Below are 14,206 nucleotides of genomic sequence, written 5' to 3' on the forward strand. Positions count from 1 at the left end.
GACCGATGACGCAGCCCCCGCCGCCCCCGCCGAACCAGCCCCCGGAGCCCCAGGGCGGCTTCGGCGCGCCCACGCCGCCGCAGCAGCCGCCGGGTTACGGCTACCCCCAGCAGCCGCCGCAGCAGCAGCCGGAGCCGGGGTACGGCTACCCGGCCCCGCCGCTGGGGGCACCGCCCGGGTCGCAAGGCCCAGGGGGACAGCCCGACGCCGGCTACGGCTACCCGCAGCAGCCGCCGATGGCTCCGCAGCAGCCGGCCCAGTCCCCGTACGGCTACCCGACGCCGCAGCAGCAGCAGCAGCCGGTCCAGCCCCCGTACGGCTACCCGGCCCCGCAGCAGCAGCCCTACGGCGGCTACCCGCAGACCGCCCCGGTCCCGGCCGTGGCGCCCGGCGGCAAGAAGCTGTCGGCGCAGCTCCAGATCGTGATCGCGGCGGTCGTCGCCGTCGTCCTGATCATCGGCGCCGGCATCTGGTACGCCAACTCCGAGGGCGGCGGCGGCAAGGACGACGAGGCCAAGGGCTCGGCGGGCACCTCGCAGGGCACCGGCGAGCAGACCGGCGGGTCCGGCGGCTCGAACGGCCTGGGCGGCGACGGCAAGGAGAAGGCCCCGGCGAACGTCCAGTCGAAGGAGGCCTTCCGCGTCGAACTGCCGAAGGTCCCCGACACCACCGACGTGTCCGGCTCCTGGCTCACCGACAAGGCGCTCGTGAAGACGGGCGTCAACTCCATCGTCGCCTACGACCTCGACAAGGGCACCGTCCTGTGGACGCTCCCGCTGACCGGACAGGTCTGCGGCGCGTCCCGGCACATGACCGCCGACCACAAGGTCCCCGTCCTCTTCGAGGCCGCCAAGCGGGTCGCGCCGCGCTACTACCAGAGCTGCACCGAGGTCGGCATGGTCGACCTCACCACCGGAAAGCTGCTGTGGTCGACCTCCGTCACCGGTGGTTCCGCCGGTGACCAGAAGGCCCGGTTCAGCGAGGTGACGCTCAGCGGGCAGACGGTGGCCGCGGGCGGCACCGACGGCGGCGCGGCCTTCGACGCGGCCAACGGCAACCCGCGCTGGAAGCCGCAGCCCAACGACCAGGACTGCTACGACCTGGGCTACGGCGGCGGTGCGGGTCTCGTCGCCGTCCGCAAGTGCGGTCCGTTCGACACCCAGTACGTGCTGATCCAGAACCTCAACCCGACGACGGGCGCGCCGCTCTCGCAGTACAAGATGCCGACCGGCGTCAAGTACGCGTCGATCATCTCCAGCAAGCCGCTGGTCGTCGCGGCCAACGTGGGCGACGCCGCCGACGACGGCAGCGGCATCTCGGACTTCTTCTCGCTCGACGAGAAGACCGGGAAGCTCAAGGCGAAGATCACGGCCGACCCGGACCAGTACGCGGGCCGCTGCCGTTCGACCAAGGTCGAGGCGTGCTCGCAGGTCCTCGTCGGCAACGGGCGCCTGTACGTGTCGACCGAGGAACACGAGGGCTCCACCGGCGAGTTCGGCGACGAGACCAACGAGATCGTCGCCTTCGACCTGGCGACGGGTCGGATGGCGCCCGAGAAGGCCGACGCGGGCGACCAGTACACGCTGCTCCCGCTGCGGATGGACGGCGGCGACCTCATCGCGTACAAGGTTCCCCCGTACGACAAGGGGGGTCGTCTCGTGTCCGTCAACGGGGGCACGATGAAGGAGACCCTCCTGATGGAGAACTCCCCGGAGAAGTCGTCCCGCGAGCGGGAGCGGAGCTTCAGCGTGAACGGGAGCGAGTACCACTACGGCGACGGCCGGTTCTTCGTCTCGCGGACGTACGTGAGCAAGCCCCGCGAGGGCGCGTCGGCGGCCGACCGCGAGTACCTCGTCGTCTCGCACAACGTCAAGGGCTGACCTCGCGGTCGGAAACAGAGGCGGGCCCCTCCGGAATTCCGGAGGGGCCCGTTTCGTCGCTCCGACCGGGTGGTGCGTGACCGCCCGGGAGAAGAACGCGATTGGTTCGGTGCGAGGCGGGGGAGCGTGTAGCTTGCCGGGTCAGGGTTGCCGTGGCACGGCCGGCCCGGAGGATGGGGGATGACCGGGATGGGCGTACGCCTCGTGGTCGTGGACGACCACCGACTGCTCGCCGAGGCGCTGGCCTCGGCGCTGAAGCTGCGCGGGCACCGGGTGCTCGCCGCGGCGGCGCCGGTGGCGGGTGCGGCGGAGCTCGTGGTGAGCAGGGCGCCGGAGGTGTGCCTGCTCGGCACCGCGGCCCCCGCCGAGCCGGGCGCCTTCGACGTGGTCGTACGGATCAAGCGGGAGCGGCCGCAGGTGGCCGTGGTGGTGCTCGGGCCCGTGCCGTCGCCGCGCGGGATCGCGGCGGCCTTCGCGGCCGGGGCCTCGGGGTACGTCCGGCACGACGAGCGCATCGAGGGCGTCGAGCGCGCGCTCGTGAAGGCCAGGGCGGGGGAGACGGCGGTGGCGCCGCAGCTGCTGCAGGCGGCCTTCGCGGAGCTGCTCAACCCCTCCGTGCGGCAGGACGACGAGGGCCAGCGGCTGCTGCGGCTGCTCACGCAGCGGGAGGTGGAGGTCCTCGTCCGGGTCGCCGAGGGGGAGGACACCCGGCTGATCGCGGCGGGGATGCGGATCGCGCCGAGCACGGCGCGGACGCACGTGCAGCGGGTCCTGATGAAGCTGGGCGTCGGCTCGCGCCTGGAGGCGGCGGCGCTCGCGGCGCGCACGGGGCTCCTCGACCGGGCGGTGCCGACGCAGCGAGGCACCCTTTCGTAACCCTTCGATCAGTCGTCCGGAGAGACGGCCGGCTTCGCCATTGACGGCGATGTTTGAATGTGATTCTTTGTGCGTGGTTCTGTTTGATCCCGCCCGGAGGGCACCCCCGTGAAGAAGACCGTCACCACGCTCGCCGACGGGCGCGAGCTGATCTACTACGACTCGCGCGACGACGCCGTCCGCGACGCCGTCGACCCGCGCCCGCTCACCCCCGTCGTCTCCCGCTCCGAGATCCGCCTCGACGAGCTCACCGGCGACCCCGTCGCCGTCGCCTCGCACCGGCAGGCCCGCACCTACCAGCCGCCGGCCGACGCCTGCCCGCTCTGCCCCGGCCGGGACGGCCACGAGAGCGAGATCCCCGCCGCGGACTACGAGGTGGTGGTCTTCGAGAACCGCTTCCCCTCCCTCTCCGGCGGCGTCGGCCGCTGCGAGGTCGTCTGCTTCACCGACGAGCACACCGCCTCCTTCGCCGACCTCACCGAGGACCGGGCCCGGCTCGTCCTCGACGCCTGGACCGACCGGACCCGCGAACTCTCCGCACTGCCCGGCGTCGAGCAGGTCTACTGCTTCGAGAACCGCGGCCAGGAGATCGGCGTCACCCTGCCCCACTCGCACGGCCAGATCTACGCCTTCCCGTACGTCACGCCCCGCACGGCCCGGATGCGCCGCCGCCTCGACGAGCACCGCGCGGCGACCGGACGGAACCTCTTCGACGACGTCGTCGCCCGCGAGCGGACCGACGGCGAGCGGGTCGTCCTGGAGACCGAGCACTGGATCGCCTTCGTGCCGTACGCCGCCCACTGGCCGTACGAGGTGCACCTGTACCCCAAGCGCCGGGTACCCGACCTGCTCGCCCTCGACGAGGCCGCCCGCACAGAGTTCGCACAGGTCTACCTGGAACTCTTGAGGCGCTTCGACCGGCTCTTCGGCCCGGACGAGCCGCCGACGCCCTACATCGCCGCCTGGCACCAGGCGCCGTTCACGGACGCGCGGCGGGAGGACTTCGGACTTCACCTGGAGCTTTTCACCGTCCGACGGGCCTCTGGCAAGCTGAAGTTCCTCGCGGGCACCGAGTCCGGCATGGGCGCGTTCATGAACGACGTACGGCCGGAGGACGCGGCCCGACGCATCCGAGAGGTGGCCACCGCATGACCACGACCGCGAAGAAGTACCTGGTGACCGGAGGGGCCGGGTACGTGGGCAGCGTCGTCGCCGCCCACCTCCTGGAGCGGGGCCACCGGGTCACCGTCCTCGACGACCTCTCCACCGGCTTCGCCGAAGGCGTCCCGGAGGGCGCCGAGTTCATCGAGGGCCGCATCCAGGACGCCGCGAAGTGGCTCGACTCCGGCTACGACGGCGTCCTGCACTTCGCCGCCTTCTCCCAGGTCGGCGAGTCCGTCGCCAAGCCCGAGAAGTACTGGGAGAACAACGTCGGCGGCACCATGGCCCTCCTCGCCGCCATGCGCGCGGCCGGGGTGCGCCGCCTCGTCTTCTCCTCCACCGCCGCGACCTACGGCGAGCCCGAGTCCGTGCCGATCACCGAGTCCGCGCCGACCGCGCCCACCAGCCCGTACGGCGCGAGCAAGCTGGCCGTCGACCACATGATCGGCGGGGAGTGCGCCGCGCACGGCCTGGCCGCCGTCTCGCTGCGCTACTTCAACGTGGCCGGGGCGTACGGCTCGCTCGGCGAGCGCCACGCGCCCGAGTCGCACCTGATCCCGCTCGTCCTCCAGGTCGCCCTGGGCCAGCGCGAGGCCATCTCCGTGTACGGCGAGGACTACCCGACCCCGGACGGCACCTGCGTCCGCGACTACATCCACGTCGCCGACCTCGCCGAGGCCCACGTCCTGGCCCTCGACGCGATGACCGCCGGGGAGCACCTGGTCTGCAACCTCGGCAACGGCAACGGCTTCTCCGTCCGCGAGGTCGTCGAGACCGTCCGGAAGGTCACCGGCCACCCGATCCCGGAGATCACCGCCGGGCGCCGCCCCGGCGACCCGGCCGCCCTGGTCGCCTCCGCCGAGGCCGCGCGCGAGCGCCTCGGCTGGACGCCGTCCCGCCCGGACCTGGCGGAGGTCGTCGCCGACGCCTGGGCGTTCGCGCAGCAGCGGGCGGGAGTCCGGTCGTGATGCCGAAGAGTGTCGCCGCCGGCTTCGAGGCGCTGTACGGCGCCGCTCCCGACGGGGTGTGGGCCGCCCCGGGGCGGGTCAACCTCATCGGTGAGTACACCGACTTCAACGACGGCTTCGTGCTGCCGCTCGCGCTGCCGCACACCGCCGTCGCCGCCGTCTCCCGCCGGGACGACGGCATCCTCCGCCTGCACTCCGCCGACATCGACGGCGGGATCGTGCAGCTGGAGGTCGAGGGCCTGGAGCCGCTCTCCGGCGGCGGCTGGGCGGCCTACCCCGCCGGTGTCGTCTGGGCGCTGCGGGAGGCCGGGCACCCGGTGACGGGCGCGGACGTCCACCTCGCCTCGACCGTGCCGACGGGCGCGGGGCTCTCCTCGTCGGCGGCCCTGGAGGTCGTCACGGCGCTAGCCCTGAACGACCTCTTCGGCCTCGGGCTCTCCCGGCCCGAGATCGCGCGGCTCGCCCAGCGCGCGGAGAACGCCTTCGTGGGCGTCCCCTGCGGGGTCATGGACCAGATGGCCTCCGCGTGCGCGGAGGCGGGCCACGCCCTGCACCTGGACACCCGCGACCTCTCGTACCGTCAGGTCCCCTTCGACCTGGCCGGCGAGGGACTCGAGCTGCTCGTCGTCGACACCCGCGTGAAGCACGCGCTCGGAGACGGCGCGTACGCGGAGCGGCGCGCCGGTTGTGAAGCGGGTGCGCGGGCGCTCGGCGTACGGGCCCTGCGCGACGTGAGCGCCGTGCACCTACCCGAATCCCTCGCACTCCTGAGCGACGAGACGGTTCTGCGCTACGTCCGGCACGTCGTCACGGACAACGCCCGGGTGGAGCGCGTGATCGCGCTGCTCGACGCCGGGGACCCCCGGGCCGTCGGTCCGGTCCTCACCGAGGGACACGCCTCGCTCCGGGACGACCTGCGGGTCTCCTGCCCCGAGCTGGACCTCGTCGTCGAGGCGGCGAACGCGGCCGGGGCGCTCGGCGCCCGCATGACCGGCGGCGGCTTCGGCGGCTCGGCCGTCGTCCTCGTCGAGACCGACCGGGCGGAGGCGGTCGCCGCCGCCGTCGGGAAGGCCTTCGCCGAGGCCGGGTACGCGGCCCCCGGGATCTTCCCCGCCGTCCCCGCGGAGGGCGCGCGCAGGCTCTGAACCCGGTCAACCGAACGTACGAGTTCGGACAGTTCCGCCAAACGGCCCCCACCGCGACGCCCCGCCCCTAACCTGAGGGGCGGCGCCGGTGGGGGCCGGTGCTGTTCAGGGGTCGAGACCTGCCGGGTACGGCGCTGCGAGCTGGGGTAACAGTCAACGCACGGCGGCGGCCGTGCGACCGACGGACCCGCCTCCGGCGCCGTGCCCGCGCCGGTCCGCTCCTCGACACTTGGGGGTGTCCGTGGCACGTATCCGGATCCTGGTGGTGGACGACCACCGCATCTTCGCCGAGTCTCTGGCCGCCGCTCTCGCGGCCGAGCCCGACGTCGACGTCTCCGCCGCGGGCAGCGGCCCGGCCGCCTTGCGCTGCCTGGACCGCGGGATCGCGGAGGGGCGGCGCTTCGACGTGCTGCTCGTCGACGCCGAGTTGGGGGCGGGGCCCGCGGCGGCGGCCGTCGCCGCGGCGCGCGCGGTTCCGGACCAGGCGGAGGTGGTGGTCGACGGGATCTCCCTGGTCGCGGGGGTGCGCAGGACCCAGCCCGCCGTCCGGACGATCGTCCTCGCCGAGAAGGACGACCCGCGCAGGGCGGCGCTGGCGCTCCAGGCCGGGGCCTCGGGATGGGTCGCGAAGGACTGCTCGCTCCAGCGGCTCCTCGCGGTGGTCCGCGGGGTGCTGCGGGACGAGACGCATCTGCCGCCCGCGCTGCTCACGGGCGTCCTGCGGGAGCTGACGGCGGCCCGCAAGCACCGGACGGACAGCGAGCGGCTCGTGGAGTCGCTGACCCCGCGCGAGCTGGAGGTGTTGCGCTGCATGGTCGCGGGCCTGGGCCGCAAGGCCGTCGCCGAGCGGCTCTTCCTCTCCCCGCACACCGTCCGTACGCACATGCAGAACGTGCTGGGGAAGCTGGGCGTCCACTCGACCCTGGCGGCGGTGGCGCTGGCCCGCCGCGCGGGCGTCGGTCCGGCGACGCTGGAAGGGGACCCGGCGGGGGCGCCCGCTCCGGAGCTATCCGGGGACGTTGTCGAACGGGGCGGTCAGCCGGCGTAGCAGCGCGGCCAGTTCGCCGCGCTGGGCGCGGGAGAGCTGGGCCAGGATGGCGCGCTCCTGGGCGAGGAGCCCGGCGAGCGCCTCGTCGGCGCGGTCGCGGCCCTCGGGGGTGAGCCGGACGAGGACCCCGCGCCGGTCGCTGGGGTCGGGGAGCCGCTCGACCAGACCCTTTTTGGTCAGTCGGTCGATGCGGTTGGTCATGGTGCCCGAGGTGACCAGAGTCTGCGTCAGGAGCTGGCCGGGGGAGAGCTGGTAGGGCGCTCCGGCCCGGCGGAGCGAGGTGAGGACGTCGAACTCCCAGGGCTCCAGCTGGTGCTCGGAGAAGGCGAGCCGACGGGCGCGGTCGAGGTGGCGGGCGAGCCGCGAGACGCGGCTGAGCACCTCGAGCGGTTCCACGTCGAGGTCGGGGCGCTCGCGGCGCCATGCTGCGACCAGTCGGTCGACCTCGTCCTCCATGACGATCAGTGTAGAGGGTCTGTTGACATAAAGTCTCTTGTGTTCAAGTTTCTCGGATTCAAGAATCTTGATTACGAGATATATTTCACCGATGTGTGGGGAAGAGACCGGGCCGGAACACCATTCCGTTTCGGACACTCGTTCCAGCAAGGGGGCTTCGAACATGCATTCCGTGGAATCCGCCGCACCAACCTGGGATCCGCAGCAGTACCTCCTCCACTCCGGCCACCGCACCCGTCCCTTCCTCGACATGCTCGCCCGAATACCGCGCCTGCCGGCCCAAGGGCGGCCGGCCCGCATCGCCGACCTCGGCTGCGGCCCCGGAAACGTGACGGCGCTCCTCGCCGACCGGTGGACCGACGCCCACATCACCGGCTTCGACCTCTCGCCCGACATGCTGGAGCGCGCCGAGAAGGACTGGTCCGGCACCACCCGGGGCGGCGGCTGGCTCGACTTCCGGCCCGCCGACGCCGCGCACTGGACCCCCGCCGAGCCCTTCGACCTGATCGTCTCCAGCGCGGCCCTCCAGTGGGTCCCCAACCACCCCGAGTCCTTCGCCGCGTGGATCGACGGACTCCGCCCCGGCGGCACCCTCGCCTTCCAGGTTCCCGCCAACTTCACCTCGCCCAGCCACGCCCTGATCGGCGAGCTCTGCGACGCCCCCGAGTGGCGCTCCCGGCTCGGCGACCAGGGCCGCCGCTTCGTCCACATCCTCGACGCGGCCGAGTACCTCACCCGGCTCACCGACCTCGGCTGCGAGACCGAGGTCTGGGAGACGACCTACAGCCGGCTCCTCCAGGGCGAGGATCCCGTTCTCGACTGGGTCATGGGCACGGCGTTGCGACCGATCCTCACGACGCTGGGCGACGACCACGAGGCGATCGACGCGTTCGTCGCGCAGTACCGCACCAGGCTCCGCCAGGCCTACCCGCCGGGCCGGCACGGCACGGTCTTCCCGTTCCGCCGGGTCTTCGCCGTCGCGCGCAAGCCATCGTGAGTGCCTTAACGCACGGGAGCCCCGCACCGGTTCTCCGGTACGGGGCTCCCGTGTTCTGCTCTGACGAACAGGCCTAGAACAGGTCGGCGTAGGTCTGGAAGCCGTGGCCGATCTCCACCCGGCGGGTGAGGGTGGCGCCGGTGCCCGTACCGAGGTACCGGTACAGGTCGCCCGCCGCGTTCACCGCGACCAGGTCGGCCTTGCCGTCGCCGCTCATGTCGCCAGGCGCCGCCAGCTTGTTGTACGTGCCCCAGCCCCCGCCGAGGTTCTTGCGCCCGGCGAACGGGGTGGTCGCGGAGCCGGTGCCCCGGTACAGCCACAGGTTGCCCGCGCGGTCGCGTGCCAGCAGGTCCGTACGGCCGTCTCCCGAGAAGTCGCCCGCGCCCAGGATGCGGTCGTACGCGCTCCAGCCGTCACCGACCCGGATCCGGGAGGCCACGGCCGTGCCCTTGCCGTTGCCGCGGTAGAGGTAGAGGACGCCGGAGCGGTCCCGGGCGAGCAGGTCGGCCTTGCCGTCGCCGCTCAGGTCGCCGGGGCCGACGATCAGGTTGTAGATCTGCCAGCCGCCGCCGAGGTCGGTCTCGCTGTTGCTGACCAGGCGGCCTTGGTAGACCTCCAGGAAGTCGGCGAGCGGGCCCGGGTCCAGCGCGGAGACGAACGAGATGTTCGCCCCGGCGAAGACGCCGGTGGCGCTCGCCTGCTGGCGGGCGTCGAGCCTGCCACTGTTCCGGTGGCGGTACTCGAAGAGCGTCCCGGCCTTGTCACGGGCGAGGAACCCGCGCTTGCCGTTCGTGGGGATGTTGCCCGCCGCACCGAACTGATCGACGTCGAGCCAGCTGCCGGAGAGCTTCAGTGGCGCCGAGTACGAGCCGTTGCCGAGGCCGCTGTAGGCCCAGAGGGCGCCGGCGCCGTCCCGGGCGAGCAGGTCGGCCTTGCCGTCGCCGTTGCGGTCGTCGGGGGCGAGGAGCTGGTTGTACGTGTTCCAGCCCTTGCCGAGCTCCCTGCGGGGCTTGAACGGCGACCTCGGGTCGCCGGTGCTGCCGTAGAAGTACAGGCGGCCGTCCGTGGTCCGGGCCACGACGTCGCCGCGGCCGTCGCCGCTGTTGTCACCGATGCCCACGAGCTGGTCGTAGGCGCCCCAGCCGGGGCCGACCTTCACGCGGCCGGCGAACGGCGCCGTCGCCGTGCCGGTCCAGCGGTAGTAGTAGAGGTCGCCGTTGTGCTGGCGGGCCAGCAGGTCGGCCTTGCCGTCGCCGCTGATGTCACCGGGCGAGAAGAGCTTGTTGTAGAGGGTCCAGCCCTTGCCCGACCAGGTGGTCGTGCCGCCGGTCAGGGTCGACTCCGAGTACAGCCGGAGCACGCCGTCCTCGGAGAGCGAGAGCAGCTCGGGCTTGCCCGTGCCGTTCTGGTCGCCGAGCGGAACGAGGTCGAAGCCCAGCCCGGAGCCCGCGGGCTGGTCGAACACGGTGGCGGCCGAGCCGTTGGACGGCGCGACGAACGTCCAGCCGGTCCACCTGCGGTGGATCAGGTCGGTCTTGCCGTCGCCGTTCACGTCGAAGCGGGACGGCACGACGGCGGTCGCCGCGGCGGCGCGGGCCGTGCCCGACTCCACCGCCGGCTGCGACATGTCCAGCTTCGGCGTCGACGTGTCAGCGGTCTGCGGCCGCTCCACGACGGGCCGGGGGCCGGACTCGGCCACGGCGGGCGAGGCGAGCACCATGCCGGCCGAGAGGGCGAGCGCGGTGCAGGTGGTGACGCGACGGGCGCGCCCGAAGAATGCGGAACGCAAAAATCCCCCCAGGGATGAAGCGGCCCGCACCGAAGCTTCGGTGCGGGCCGGGTCACGAACGGCGAAGCCGTTACGACATGGTGTTGTAGGCCTGGAAGCCGTAGCCGATCCTGGTCGCCTGCGTGAACTTGCTCCACGCGGCGCTCGACGCGGTGCCCAGGTAGCGGTGCAGCTCGCCCGCCGCGTTCACCGAGATCAGGTCGCCCTTGCCGTCGGCGTTCAGGTCACCGGGGGCGACCAGCTGCTTGAACGAGCCCCAGCCGCCGCCGATCTTCACGCGTGTGTCGAACGGCGTGGCGGCCTTGCCGGTGCCCGGGTACAGGTACAGGTCGCCGCCCGGGGTGCGGGCCAGCAGGTCCGTACGCCCGTCACCGGTGTAGTCGCCGGCGCCGAGGAGCTTGTTGTACGCGCCCCAGCCGCTGCCGACCCGGATCCGGGTGGAGAAGGCGTCGCCCTTGCCGTTGCCGCGGTAGAGGTACAGCACGCCGGAACGGTCCCGGGCGACCAGATCGGCCTTGCCGTCGCCGCTCAGGTCGCCGGGGCCGACGAGGGAGTCGTAGATGTCCCAGCCGGAGCCGATCTCCGCGGCGTCGATGTACAGGTCGCCGTGGACGGTGAAGGAGAGGTCGGAGGCGCCGTCCGGGTTCATCGAGGACAGGTGCGTCCAGTTCCAGCCGTTCCAGCTGCCCGCGCCGCTGACCTCCTGGCGCTCGCCCAGCTTGCCGGTGGTGGTGTTGCCGTACCAGTACATCGCCCCGCCGGGCGTGGTCGCGTAGGCCCCGTCCTTGCCCGTGTACGGGTTGTTGCCGGCGCCGGCGAACTGCGTGATGCCCGCCCAGCTGCCTGCCGCACCGACCTGCTGGCGCCCGGCCAGGGTGCCGTCGCCGTTGTGGGCGTAGAAGAAGAGCGCGCCCGCGTCGTTCCGGGCCAGCAGGTCGCCGCCGCCGGCGGGCAGGATCTGGTTGTACTCGCCCCAGCCGCGGCCGATGGACTTGGGGGAGCCGAACGGCTTGGTCTTGTCGCCCGTGCCGGGGTACCACCACAGCGAGCCGGTGCGGTCGCGGGCGTACAGGTCGCCGCGTCCGTCGCCGTTGCCGTCGCCGAGGCCCACGAGCTGGTCGTAGACGTTCCAGCCGCCGCCGACGCTGATCCGGGTGCCGAGCGGCGCGGTCGCGCTGTCGGTGGCCAGGTACAGGTACAGCTGGCCGTCCTGGGTGCGGGCGACCACGTCGGCGCGGCCGTCCTCGTTCACGTCACCGGGCGAGACGATCTTGTTGTAGACCTGCCAGCCGCCGCCGACCACCGACTTCTTGGTGGTACCGGCCGGGCCGACGTCGGTGTACAGGGTGAGCGTGCCGTTCTCGGAGAGGACGAGCACCTCGGGCTTGACCGACTGGCCGCCCTGGTTGCCGATCGGGATGACGTCCTTCGCGACGTCGCCGACCCGGCCGAGGTCGAACACGGCGTCGGTCTCGAGGGACGTGGCCGCGTAGAGCCCGCCGTCCACGGCGCGCATGATGATGTCCTCAAGGCCGTCGCCGTCCAGGTCGGAGAGCGGCAGCGAGACGGCCTCGGCCGCAGCGACGCCGGCGCGGGCCGCACCCTGCTTCGGGAGCGTCAGCTTCGGCGTCGTGAACGAGGGTGCCTTCTTCTCGACCGACGGGCGCGGCGCCGGAGTACCGGCGGTGGCCGTACCGGTGAGGAGCATGCCGGCGGAGAGGGCGAGAGCGGTGCAGGCGGTGACGCGGCCGGCACGCTTGGAGCGCAGGAAGAACAAAGAAGATCCCCCCCAGGGATCAGAGGTTCAAGGGAACCAAACAGGGGGTCCGTACAGGCATCGAACGGCGTCAGCGCAGGCCGGTGGGCGCGCGGGGACGGCTTCGTTCGAAGGTCGGAACAACCCCCCGGATGTTGAACACGAGTCTACTCATCGACGCCTCGGGCACCAGACGTTTCCCTGGCGAGTACATGAATAGACGGGCGCCCCGCACCGGAGGCCGGTGCGGGGCGCCCAGTGCACTCCTAGTACAGCGTGTTGTACGTGCCGTAGCCGGAGCCGATCTGCGCACGGCCGGAGATGGCCTTGGAGGTGCCGGTGCCGAGGTACCGGAACAGCTTGCCCGCCGAGTCGACCGCGAGCAGGTCGGCCTTGCCGTCGCCGCTCAGGTCGCCCGGAGCCGCGAGCATGGTGTAGATGCCCCAGCCGGAGCCGATCTGCTTGCGGCCGGCGAAGGGAGCCGCCGGGTTGCCGGTGCCCGCGTGCAGCCACAGGTTGCCGGACTTGTCACGGCCCACCACGTCCGCGCGGCCGTCGCCCGTGAAGTCGCCGGTGCCAAGGATCTTGTTGTACGTGCTCCACCCGTCACCGACGCGGGTACGGGAGCCCACGGCCGTGCCGTAGCCGTTGCCCTTGTACAGGTAGAGGACGCCGTCCTTGGTACGGGCGAGCAGGTCGGCCTTGCCGTCGCCGGTCAGGTCGCCCGGGCCGACGAGGGTGTTGAAGACTCCCCAGCCGCCGCCGAGGTTGACCTTTCCGTTGATGTGCAGGTTGCCCTGGTAGATCTCCAGGTAGTCGGCGGCCGAGTACTGGTCGAGCGCGGAGACGTACGTGAGGTTCACCTGCGACAGGTCGCCGTCGGCCCACAGCTCGCGCGGGGTCACCGTGCCGTCGTTGTTGTTGCCGTACCAGTACACCTCGCCGGACTTCGCACGGGCGAGGAACGAGCTCCTTCCCACGGTGGGGATGCCGCCCGACTGCGCGAACTGGTCCCCGTGGCGCCAGTTGCCGTTGAGCTTGAGCGGCGCCGTGAACGAGCCGTTGCCGAGACCGCTGTAGGACCAGAGGTAGCCGGCCTTGTCGCGGGCGAGCAGGTCGGCGCGGCCGTCGCTGTTGCGGTCGTCGACGGCGATGATCTGGTTGTACGTGTTCCAGCCCCGGCCGATCTCCCGGGGGGCCTTGAACGGCGTCGCCGGGATGCCGGTGGAGCCGTAGAAGAACAGGCGGCCGTCCGTGCGCCGGGCGACGATGTCGCCGCGGCCGTCACCGCTGTTGTCGCCGAGGCCCACGACCTGGTCGTAGACGCCCCAGCCGCCGCCGATCTTCACCCGGGAGGCGAAGGGCGCGCTGCCGCCGGTCCAGCGGTAGTAGTAGAGGTCGCCGTCGTACTCGCGGGCGAGGACGTCGGCCTTGCCGTCACCACTGATGTCGCCGGGCGAGAACACCTTGTTGTAGATGTTCCAGCCCTTGCCCGTCCACATGTACGTGGCGGTGGTGGCGGTCGTGTTGGTGTACAGGCGGAGGGAACCGTCCTCCGAGAGCGTGAGCAGCTCGGGCTGCGTGGAGCCGTACTGGTCGCCCAGCGGGATCAGGTCGAAGTGCGGCACCCTGTCGGAGGACGGGCTGAACTGGGCGGGGTCCGCGCCGCCCGTCGGGGCGACGTACGTCCGGCCGTTCCAGCTGCGGTAGATCAGGTCGGTCCTGCCGTCACCGCCGACGTCGAAACGGGGCTTCAGGACGGCCGTGGCACCGGCGATCCGGGCGTCGCCCGACTCGACCGCGGGCTGCGTCATGTCCAGCTTCGGCGCGGAGACGCCGGGCTGAGTCCGCTCGGCAACGACCCGCGGCCCGGTCTCGGCGACGGCCGGCGAGGCGAGGACCACGCCCGCGGAGAGGGCGAGAGCAGTGCAGGCGGCGATGCGCCCCGCACGCTTGGAATTCGTGAAACGCAAGAGATCCCCCCCAGGGATCAGAGGTTCGAGGGAACCAAACAGGGGGGCTCGTACAGGCATCGAACGGCGTCAGCGCAGGCCGGTGGGCGTGCGGAGACGGCTTCGCTCGAAGGTCGGAACACCCCCCCGGATGTTGAACGCGATTCTACCCAAGGGG

At 72.2% G+C, this 14,206-nt stretch carries 11 protein-coding genes; 7 read left to right on the plus strand and 4 right to left on the minus strand.

All coding sequences use genetic code 11. The annotated features are described in order from the left end of the window. The first annotated feature begins 5 nt into the window (after positions 1-5). The 6 genes from ASC82_RS18925 to ASC82_RS18950 all read left to right on the plus strand — a co-directional run bounded on the left by ASC82_RS18925 (position 6) and on the right by ASC82_RS18950 (position 7,078). Positions 6-1,880: a PQQ-binding-like beta-propeller repeat protein gene (locus tag ASC82_RS18925; RefSeq protein WP_056649159.1), complete on the plus strand. Its 1,875-nt coding sequence runs from the start codon at positions 6-8 to the stop codon at positions 1,878-1,880. Positions 1,881-2,069: 189 nt separating this feature from the next. Then, on the plus strand, positions 2,070-2,756 hold the full coding sequence (locus ASC82_RS18930) for a LuxR C-terminal-related transcriptional regulator (RefSeq protein WP_056649631.1): 687 nt from the start codon (positions 2,070-2,072) through the stop codon (positions 2,754-2,756). A gap of 108 nt (positions 2,757-2,864) precedes the next feature. Continuing rightward, positions 2,865-3,908, plus strand: coding sequence for a galactose-1-phosphate uridylyltransferase (gene galT / locus ASC82_RS18935; protein WP_056649163.1), 1,044 nt, complete (start codon positions 2,865-2,867; stop codon positions 3,906-3,908). Continuing rightward, complete coding sequence (gene galE / locus ASC82_RS18940; protein ID WP_056649166.1) at positions 3,905-4,885, plus strand: UDP-glucose 4-epimerase GalE; 981 nt, start codon at positions 3,905-3,907, stop codon at positions 4,883-4,885. The genes galT and galE overlap by 4 nt, the downstream gene beginning before the upstream one ends. Further along, entirely contained in the window at positions 4,885-6,030 is a 1,146-nt protein-coding gene (gene galK / locus ASC82_RS18945) for a galactokinase (protein ID WP_056649172.1), read from the plus strand. The genes galE and galK overlap by 1 nt, the downstream gene beginning before the upstream one ends. Before the next feature lie 241 nt (positions 6,031-6,271). Further along, positions 6,272-7,078 carry a response regulator transcription factor gene (locus ASC82_RS18950; protein ID WP_056649634.1) on the plus strand — a complete coding sequence of 269 codons (807 nt, stop codon included), beginning with the start codon at positions 6,272-6,274 and terminating at the stop codon, positions 7,076-7,078. Here ASC82_RS18950 and ASC82_RS18955 read toward each other — a convergent pair. Continuing rightward, a complete protein-coding gene (locus ASC82_RS18955; RefSeq protein ID WP_024754861.1) occupies positions 7,037-7,534 on the minus strand; it encodes a MarR family transcriptional regulator in 498 nt (165 codons plus the stop codon). The genes ASC82_RS18950 and ASC82_RS18955 overlap by 42 nt on opposite strands. A 163-nt stretch (positions 7,535-7,697) precedes the next feature. Between ASC82_RS18955 and ASC82_RS18960 the strand changes: the two genes are divergently transcribed. Further along, on the plus strand, positions 7,698-8,531 hold the full coding sequence (locus ASC82_RS18960; RefSeq protein ID WP_056649176.1) for a trans-aconitate 2-methyltransferase: 834 nt from the start codon (positions 7,698-7,700) through the stop codon (positions 8,529-8,531). Positions 8,532-8,604: 73 nt separating this feature from the next. Here the strand turns inward: ASC82_RS18960 and ASC82_RS18965 are convergent, their stop codons facing one another. From ASC82_RS18965 to ASC82_RS18975, 3 genes are all read right to left on the minus strand, one after another. Continuing rightward, on the minus strand, positions 8,605-10,320 hold the full coding sequence (locus ASC82_RS18965) for an FG-GAP-like repeat-containing protein (protein ID WP_056649177.1): 1,716 nt from the start codon (positions 10,318-10,320) through the stop codon (positions 8,605-8,607). Between the two features lie 70 nt (positions 10,321-10,390). Continuing rightward, positions 10,391-12,097 (minus strand): VCBS repeat-containing protein, encoded by a 1,707-nt coding sequence (locus ASC82_RS18970; RefSeq protein ID WP_056649185.1) that lies wholly within the window; start codon positions 12,095-12,097, stop codon positions 10,391-10,393. Positions 12,098-12,342: 245 nt separating this feature from the next. Beyond that, positions 12,343-14,049, minus strand: a complete 1,707-nt coding sequence (locus tag ASC82_RS18975; RefSeq protein WP_056649188.1) for an FG-GAP-like repeat-containing protein — start codon at positions 14,047-14,049, stop codon at positions 12,343-12,345. Between the last annotated feature and the right edge of the window lie 157 nt (positions 14,050-14,206).

The organism is Streptomyces sp. Root431, assembly GCF_001426585.1.
Taxonomy (GTDB): domain Bacteria; phylum Actinomycetota; class Actinomycetes; order Streptomycetales; family Streptomycetaceae; genus Streptomyces; species Streptomyces stackebrandtii.